The sequence below is a fragment of the Phenylobacterium sp. CCH9-H3 genome, from assembly GCF_001557235.1.
In the GTDB taxonomy this organism is placed as follows: Bacteria; Pseudomonadota; Alphaproteobacteria; order Caulobacterales; family Caulobacteraceae; genus Phenylobacterium.
In genome coordinates, this window is the sequence record NZ_LSJI01000171.1 from 66,382 (window position 1) to 73,402 (window position 7,021).

At 71.9% G+C, this 7,021-nt stretch carries 6 protein-coding genes; 4 read left to right on the forward strand and 2 right to left on the reverse strand.

The features are described 5' to 3' along the window. Position 1: 1 nt before the first annotated feature. The gene (locus AX721_RS15310) at positions 2-1,144 is read right to left on the reverse strand and encodes a thiolase family protein (RefSeq protein ID WP_068876861.1); all 1,143 of its coding nucleotides are present in this window, start codon (positions 1,142-1,144) and stop codon (positions 2-4) included. A gap of 10 nt (positions 1,145-1,154) precedes the next feature. Continuing rightward, the gene (locus AX721_RS15315) at positions 1,155-1,565 is read right to left on the reverse strand and encodes a Zn-ribbon domain-containing OB-fold protein (protein WP_068876863.1); all 411 of its coding nucleotides are present in this window, start codon (positions 1,563-1,565) and stop codon (positions 1,155-1,157) included. A gap of 145 nt (positions 1,566-1,710) precedes the next feature. On the opposite strand from AX721_RS15315, the gene cofE reads away from it, so the two are divergent. From cofE to cofH, 4 genes are all read left to right on the forward strand, one after another. After that, positions 1,711-3,123, forward strand: a complete 1,413-nt coding sequence (gene cofE, locus AX721_RS27985) for a coenzyme F420-0:L-glutamate ligase (protein WP_197422599.1) — start codon at positions 1,711-1,713, stop codon at positions 3,121-3,123. After that, a complete protein-coding gene (gene cofD / locus AX721_RS15325) occupies positions 3,120-4,091 on the forward strand; it encodes a 2-phospho-L-lactate transferase (protein WP_068876865.1) in 972 nt (323 codons plus the stop codon). Before cofE ends, cofD begins: the two co-directional genes overlap by 4 nt. Next, complete coding sequence (gene cofC, locus AX721_RS15330) at positions 4,088-4,732, forward strand: 2-phospho-L-lactate guanylyltransferase (protein ID WP_068876867.1); 645 nt, start codon at positions 4,088-4,090, stop codon at positions 4,730-4,732. Before cofD ends, cofC begins: the two co-directional genes overlap by 4 nt. Beyond that, the coding region (gene cofH / locus AX721_RS15335) for a 5-amino-6-(D-ribitylamino)uracil--L-tyrosine 4-hydroxyphenyl transferase CofH (RefSeq protein ID WP_068876869.1) at positions 4,729-7,021 on the forward strand (2,293 nt) is incomplete at its 3' end. The genes cofC and cofH, both read left to right, overlap by 4 nt.

A 7,021-nucleotide genomic window follows, 5' to 3' on the forward strand; every position in this document is an offset into this window, starting at 1 on the left:
TTCAGGCTTCCAGGATCACGACGCCGGACAGGCCGGGCGCGCCATAGACCTGGCTGTATCCAAGGCGCGCGCCCTCGACCTGGCGGCCGTCGGCCCGGCCGCGCAGCTGCTGGACGTTCTCGTAGACCTGACGCAGGCCGGAGGCGCCGATCGGCTCGCCACAGGCCAGGCAGCCGCCGTCGGTATTGACCGGCAGCTTGCCGCCGAGGCGCGTGGCGCCCTCTTCCAGCAGCCGCTCCTGTTCGCCGTCGGCGCAGAATCCGTTCTCGGCCATGTGCATGATCTCCGCGCCGCTCTCGGTGTCCTGCAGCTGGGCGACGTCGATGTCGGAGGGGCCCACGCCGGCCATCTCGAAGCAGGCCTTCGACGCCAGTTGGGTCGGCGACGGCCCACGCTCGACGTCCAGCGAGGGCGAGAACACCTCGAACGAGCCGTTCACCCGCGTACGCACCGCTGCGCCCCGCAGCTTAGGGCCCGTGAGCCCCAGCTCGCGCATCTTCCGGTCGGACGCCAGGATCAGCGCCGCGCCGCCCTCAGCCGGCGAGCAGAACATGTACTGGGTGAGCGGATCCGAGATCATCCGCGAGTTCATGATGGCGTTCAGACCCATGGGCTCGCGCCGCCAGGCATGCGGAGTCTTCGCGCCATTTTCGAAGGCCTTCTCGGCGACCCGGCCCAGCGTCGTGGCGCTGATGCCGTGCAGGCTCATGTAGCGGTTGATCTTGTTGGCGAAGAACTGGGTGGTCAGCATGAGCCCGGTCTCGCCGTACCACTCGGGCAGGCCCCAGTCGGACGGCAGCGGGTTGAACGCCCCCCGCGGGTGCTTGTCGAAGCCCACCACGACGCCTAGGTCGAACTCGCCCGACTTGATCGCCCAGTACCCCGAGAGCAGCGCCGAGCCGCCGGCCGCACAGCCGTTCTTGACGTTGATGAACTGGATCCCGGTCAGGCCCAGCCGCGGCAGCACGGCGTCGGCGTTGCCGGCGGCGTCCGAGCCGCCGAAGCCGAACTGGATGTCACTCCAATCGATCCCGGCGTCGGCCAGCGCCTCGCGCACCGCGAAAACGCCCTGGTCCAGGCCGGTCTTGTCGTCATGGCGGCCGAACGGGTGAATGCCCGCGCCCACGATATGCACATCGGTCATGGCAGCCTCCTCAGGCGACGGGTTCAAAGGCGTAGGTGAGGACGTCTCCGTCCGCGCGGCGGAACGGGATGAGCTTGAGACGCATCGGCTGGCCCACCCTCAGGCCGGCAAAGTCCCGCGTGTCGAGGCGGCTCTCGACGATCACCTCGCCGGGCAGCTCCACATAGCCCAGCGCGTAGGGGGCGAAGCTCTTGTCATCCTCGTCGCCTGCGTACGGCGGCGACTTGGGCCGGAAGCGCTGAATCGTGAACGACCAGAGCGTGCCTTCCGGCGACAGGCGGACAGGCTCGAAATTCGCCGCCTCGGGACCGGTGGGCAGCGGAAAGACCATCCGGCCGTCGGACTTGCGGCGGCCGCCGATCAGGCGCGGGCCCCCTTCGACGACCTCGAAGACGCCGTCCGCGATGGGCGCAGTCGCCATCGGCCTTCCTCCCCACAACATCATTTTGCAGCATATTGATCATGATGATTATGAGAGTCTATAGTCATCGCACAGAACCACGACAGGAGGCGCCCCTACGGAAAGCCTCCTGCAGGCGCCACCGGCGCCGCTAAGGGAGGCGCGTGTGACCACCTTCGCGATCATCGGCGGGACCGGTGCGCTCGGCGCAGCTCTCGCCGGCCGTCTGGCGACCGCCGGCCACGAGGTCTGGATCGGCTCCCGCGACCCCGAGCGCGCCCAGGCGGCGGCGCGCGACCTGGCGGGCGACGTCTTTGGCGCCGGGCTCGCCGAGGCGGCCGCCAACGGCGAGATCGTGTTCCTGGCGGTGCCCTACGCCGCCCACGCCGACACGCTCCAGCAGATCCGCGACGCCGTTCAGGGAAAGATCGTCGTCGACACCACCGTCCCGCTCCGGCCGCCGAAGGTGGGCACGGTCCAGCTGCCCGCCGCCGGCTGCGCTGCAGTCGAGGCCGCCCACGCGCTGGGCGATGGCGTCCGCCTCGTCTCGGCCCTGCAGACCATCGGCGCCGAGAAGCTGGCCGCCGGCGGCCCCATCGAGGCCGACGTGCTCGTGGCGGGCGACGACGCCGAGGCGGTCGAGCTCGTGCGAGGCGTGCTCTCCGAGCTGAAGCTGCGCAGCTGGCACGTGGGGCCGCTCGCCAATTCCGCCGCGGCCGAGGCCATGACCTCGCTGCTGATCCAGCTCAACCGCCGCTACAAGCTGGTGCAGGCGGGCGTGCGCATCACCGGCAGGCCCAAGGACAGCCCGGTGGCGGCGACCTTGTCGGTGCGGTCCGTGCCTGGCCTGCCGCTCTTCCAGCCGGGCGACGATCTCGCCGCGGCGATTGTCCAGGGCGTGACGGCGTCCGGCGAGGCGCTCCAGGACGGCGACGTCGTGGTGGTGGCGCAGAAGGCGGTTTCGAAGGTGGAAGGCCGCGCGCGGCGGCTGGCGGACGTGGCGCCTGGTCCCGAGGCGCACGAGGCGGCCACGCGCGCCGGCAAGGACCCCGCCGTCGTCGCGCTCATCGCCGCCGAGTCGCAGGAGCTGATGCGTGTGGCGCCCGGCGTGATCATCGCGCGCCATCGCACCGGCCACGTCCTGGCCAACGCCGGCATCGACGCCTCGAACCTCGCGTGCGGCGGCGCGGAGTCCGTGCTGCTGTGGCCGCAGGACCCGGACGCCAGCGCCCGCCGGCTGCGCGACGCCCTCCAGTCGGCCCTCGGCGTGCGGCTGGCGGTGATCGTCTCCGACAGCCTGGGCCGCGCCTGGCGGATGGGCACGACGGGCGCTGCGATCGGCAGTGCGGGGCTGAAGCCCTTGCGCGATCGCCGCGGCGAGGCCGACCTCTACGGCCGCGCGCTGCAGGCCACGGTGATCGGCGTGGCCGATGAGATCGCCGCCGCCGCGTCCCTGGTGATGGGCGAGGCCGCCGAAGGCACCCCGGTCGCGATCGTGCGAGGCGCGACCTACGACCCGGACGATGAGGCGGGCATCGGCGAACTGCTGCGCCCCTTGCAGATGGACCTCTTCAGATGAGCGGACACGTCATCGCCCTCTGTGGCGGCGTCGGCGGCGCCAAGCTGGCGTTCGGCCTGACCCGCATCCTGCGGCCCGATGAGCTGACCATCGTGGTCAATACGGGCGACGACTTCGTCCACCTGGGCCTGCATGTCTCGCCCGACATCGACACGGTCATCTATACCCTTGCCGGGCTGGCCGACCGCGAACGCGGCTGGGGCCTGGCCGGCGAGACGTGGCAGTTCATGGACCAGCTGAAGCGCCTGGGTGGCGAAGGCTGGTTCAACCTCGGCGACCGCGACCTCGCGATGCATGTGGAGCGCACCCGGCGGCTCTCGGCCGGCGAGACGCTGTCCGCCGCCACCCGGGCCCTGGCGAACGCGCTGAGCGTGCGCCACGCCATCGTTCCGATGTCGGACGATCCGGTGCGTACGGTCGTACAGACCGACGAGGGCGAACTGGCCTTCCAGCGCTACTTCGTGGGCCGGCAATGCCAGCCGGTGGTGACGGGCGTCCGCTTCGACGGCGCGGCGGCGTCCAGGCCCGCGCCCGGGCTCGCCGCCGCACTGGCGCGACGAGACGTGGACGCGGTGATCGTCTGCCCCTCGAACCCCTACCTCAGCATCGACCCGATCCTGTCGATTCCCGGCGTCCGCGACGGCCTGACGAACCTGCAGGCGCCCATCGTGGCGGTGTCGCCGATCGTCGGCGGCCGCGCGCTCAAGGGACCCGCCGCGAAACTGATGCATGAGCTGGGCGTCGTGCCCGGGCCCATGGCCATCGTCGACCACTACCGCGGACTGCTGGCGGGGCTGGTCGTCGACGAGGAGGACCGGGCCGAAGGCGAAGCCCTGGACACGCTCGGCCTCCCCACCCTGGCGACGGCGTCCGTGATGAACTCGGACGCCGACCGCGTGCGGCTGGCGGTCGAAACTCTCGCCTTCACGCGCAGCCTTCCCCACCGCTTTCAGCGGAGAGCTTCATGAACGCCGATGTCCTCATCGCGGCGCGGGGCGGACAGGCGGCGAAGTCGCGCCTCGCCGGGCGCCTGGATCACGACCAGCGGGACGCGCTGGTCGAAGCGATGCTTGCCGACATGCTGGCGGCGCTGGCCGCCTGTCCGGCCGTGCTGCGCACGCACGTGACCACGCCGACGCCGGCGCTGGCGCGGCTGGCGGCCAGATCCGGCGCCGTGGTGTACCTCGAGCGTGAGGACGGCGATCTCAACGGGGCGTTCGAACGGGCGCGGCGGCGTATCGCGGCCGTCGATCCGGACACCACCCTCGTCCTGTTGCCCGGCGACCTGCCGCGGCTCGAGGCCGACGACGTCGAACAGTGCCTTGAAGGCGTCGCGCCCGACCGCCTCGTGCTCGCGCCGGCCAGCGCCGATGGAGGCACCGGCGCGCTGGCGCTGGCGGCTGGGATACGCCTGCCCCTGGCGTTCGGCCCGGGCAGTTTCGGAAAGCACCTGGCGGCGGCCCGTACCCTGGGGCTGACGACCCGGGTCGTGCAGGCGCCCGGGCTCGGCCTGGACCTGGACCGCCCCAGCGACCTCGACACGTTCCTCGCTTTGACCGGCCGCAGCCGCACGGCCGATCTGCTGCGCGGCTGGAGGGCGGCGGCATGAGCAACCCTGGCCTCCGCCGACACCTGCTGGACGCACCGCTCGACCACCTCGCGGCCGAGGCGCGGGCCGTCCGCGACGCCCGGGGGCCCGAGCGCATCACCTATTCACGCAAGGTGTTTCTGCCGCTCACTCAGCTGTGCCGCGACGTCTGCCACTACTGCACCTTCGCCAAGGCGCCCCGGGGCCTGGCGTCGGCCTACATGTCGCCGGACGAGGTGCTGGAGGTTGTCCGCGCCGGCGCGGGCGCCGGCTGCAAGGAGGCGTTGTTCACGCTGGGCGACAAGCCCGAGCTGCGCTACGCCGCGGCCCGCGAAGCCTTGGATCGCCTGGGCTTCGCCACCACCGTCGACTACCTCGCGCACGTGGCCGGCCGGGTGCTGACCGAGACCGGCCTCATCCCGCATATCAACGCCGGCGTGTTGACGACCGCCGACTACGCGCGCCTGCGCCGGGTCTCCGGTTCCATGGGCCTGATGCTCGAGAGCGCCTCCGAGCGGCTCTGCCGGCGCGGCGGACCTCACTTCGGATCGCCCGACAAGGCGCCGGCGGCGCGACTGGCGAGCATCGCCGCCGCCGGCGAGGCTGCTATCCCGTTCACCAGCGGATTGCTCATCGGCATCGGCGAGACCCGTGACGAGCGGATCGACGCGCTCCTGGCGCTGCGCGACCTGCACCGGACGCACGGCCACCTGCAGGAGGTGATCGTCCAGAATTTCCGCGCCAAGCCCCGCACGCGCATGGCCGGTGCGCCGGAACCCTCCGAAGAGGAGCTGCTGTGGACGGTGGCCGCGGCAAGGCTGGTGCTGGACCGGGAGGTGAGCGTGCAATCGCCGCCCAACCTGAACCCCGGCCGCACCCGCGCCCTGATCGACGCCGGCCTCGACGACTTCGGCGGCATCTCGCCGGTCACCATCGATCACGTGAACCCTGAAGCGCCCTGGCCGGAAATCGAGACCCTGTCCGCGGAGTGCGCAGCAGCCGGACGGCCGCTCGTGGAACGCCTGACGGCGCATCCAGCCTTCGTTCAGGAGGCGGCGCGCTGGCTGGACGCCGGGGTCGCCAAGGCGGTGCGAAAGCTGGCCGACGCCGAGGGCCTGGCGCGCGACGGCGCCTGGAGCCCCGGCGTGGCGGGCGCCGCGCCGGGCTCGCCGGAACGCCCCCTGGGCGCGGCGCCGACGCTCGCTCCCCACCTGGGCCTCGACGATGTCCTGAGCCGCGCCGCGGCAGGCCGGACGCTGGCCGAAGCCGATATCGTGCGCCTCTTCGCCACCCGCGGGGCGGCGGCGGAGGCCGTGGTCGCCTGCGCCGACGAGCTACGCCGGAAGGTCAATGGCGAGACCGTGACCTACGTCGTCAACCGCAACATCAACTACACCAACATCTGCACCTACAGCTGCTCGTTCTGCGCCTTCTCCAAGAGCTCCAGCAAGGCGGGCCTGCGCGAGCCGGGCTACGACCTGCCGCTGGTCGAGATCGCCGATCGCGTGCGAGAGGCCTGGTCCCGCGGCGCCACCGAGGTCTGCCTGCAGGGCGGCATCCACCCCCGCTACACCGGCGAGACCTACGTCGCGATCCTGCAGGCGGTGAAAGCGGCTGAGCCCGCAATGCACGTGCATGCGTTCTCGGCCCTGGAGGTGAGCCAAGGCGCAGCCACCCTTGGCGTGCCCGTGGCCGACTATCTCGCCCGTCTCCGCGACGAGGGCCTGGGCTCGCTGCCCGGCACCGCCGCCGAGATCCTCGACGACGAGGTCCGCGCGCAGATCTGTCCCGACAAACTCACCGCCGCCGGCTGGCTCGACGTCGTCCGCGCGGCCCACGGCGTGGGGCTGAGGACCACCGCCACCATCATGTTCGGCCACCTGGACCGGACCGAGCACTGGGCGCGGCACCTGCTGGCCATCCGGAACCTCCAGCTCGACACGGGCGGGTTCACCGAGTTCGTGCCCCTGCCCTTCGTGCACATGGCCTCACCCGTGTACCTGCGCGGCCGGGCGCGGCGGGGGCCTACCTGGCGGGAGAGCGTGCTCATGCATGCCGTGGCCCGTATCGCCCTGCACGGCGCCATCCGCTCGATCCAGGCTTCCTGGGTGAAGCTGGGCCTGGACGGCGCGTCGGCCTGCCTGAACGCCGGGGTCAACGACCTGGGCGGCGTGCTGATGAACGAGTCCATCAGCCGCGCGGCCGGCGCCGCCCACGGCCAGGAGCTGACCGTCGCCGATCTGCAGCGCGCGGGGGCCTCGGCGGGCCGCCCGGTGGCCCAGCGGACCACGCTCTACGGCCAGCCCGCCC

What these genes read in the sequence shown, in the direction of transcription:
- AX721_RS15310 (WP_068876861.1), bottom strand. Translation starts at nt 1,144, where the DNA reads ATGACCGATGTGCATATCGTGGGCGCGGGCATTCACCCGTTCGGCCGC.
- AX721_RS15315 (WP_068876863.1), bottom strand. Translation starts at nt 1,565, where the DNA reads ATGGCGACTGCGCCCATCGCGGACGGCGTCTTCGAGGTCGTCGAAGGG.
- cofD (WP_068876865.1), top strand. Translation starts at nt 3,120, where the DNA reads ATGAGCGGACACGTCATCGCCCTCTGTGGCGGCGTCGGCGGCGCCAAG.
- cofC (WP_068876867.1), top strand. Translation starts at nt 4,088, where the DNA reads ATGAACGCCGATGTCCTCATCGCGGCGCGGGGCGGACAGGCGGCGAAG.